An 860-nucleotide genomic window follows, 5' to 3' on the forward strand; every position below is an offset into this window, starting at 1 on the left:
TGGATAGCTTTACAGACAAAGAACTATCCTTAATGGAATCTTTAGCCAGCGGTATCAACGAAGCAAGAAACATCGAAGACTAATTAAAAGAATCCATACATAACGGAAAGAGCCGATAAAATGAGATTGTATTAATCTCATTTTATCGGCTCTGCGTCTTTGCGTCTGGCTCTGTAATCACAGTTACTTTGAACTGCTTTATTTCAATTAAATTTTCTTGTCTGCATTTCGGACAATAGAGGGGGAATTTTTTTAATTCAGTATCTTCCCTTATCTTTAATCGTGTTTTATTTCCACATACAGGACACAATATCCACTTGTAGTTTATAATAACTATCTCCTCCTTTACACTTTAATTCAAATCTTTATTAAAAAATATTTCATCTTATTTAACAAGAAACCATATTTATATAACAACATAAAATACACTAAGTTATTTTATTGAACATATATCGTACTTTATCTATCCGACTATTTGGACGACGGGGCTGGCAAACAGGTTCACCGGTAGTAACATGGTACCCTTTTAACTCTGTTAAACAAACACTACGTCCATTTGTAAAGAAAGTTAAATCACTACGATATTCTTGAATACACCGAGCAGGGATTTCTCCACTAAGAATGACCTCATTATTTTTCAATTGAGTGTCTACGATGTTCGCACAATATTTAGGAGCATCGTTGTATGCTCGTGAAAGATATTCCTGTGGCGCATAAATTTTAAAACTAAGATATGGCTCTAACAATTCTGTTCCAGCTTTTTTTAAGACTTGTTCCAATACAATAGGAGCAAGCATCCGAAAATCTGCTGGGGTACTAACAGGGCTATAGTATAAGCCATACTTAAAACAGATTTTACA

1 protein-coding gene and 2 pseudogenes are annotated in these 860 nt (G+C 34.0%); 1 reads left to right on the forward strand and 2 read right to left on the reverse strand.

Annotated elements, in window-relative coordinates:
- Positions 1 to 83: pseudogene (locus K1I80_RS11980) on the forward strand (XRE family transcriptional regulator); the annotation flags it as partial.
- Between the two features lie 59 nt (positions 84 to 142).
- Here K1I80_RS11980 and K1I80_RS11985 read toward each other — a convergent pair.
- Both K1I80_RS11985 and K1I80_RS11990 read right to left on the reverse strand, forming a co-directional pair.
- Entirely contained in the window at positions 143 to 328 is a 186-nt protein-coding gene (locus K1I80_RS11985; RefSeq protein WP_011058338.1) for a cysteine-rich KTR domain-containing protein, read from the reverse strand.
- A gap of 100 nt (positions 329 to 428) precedes the next feature.
- A pseudogene (locus tag K1I80_RS11990) lies at positions 429 to 860 on the reverse strand (hypothetical protein); the annotation flags it as partial.

The sequence above is a fragment of the Streptococcus sanguinis genome, assembly GCF_019929225.1.
GTDB classification, from domain to species: Bacteria; Bacillota; Bacilli; order Lactobacillales; family Streptococcaceae; genus Streptococcus; species Streptococcus sanguinis_J.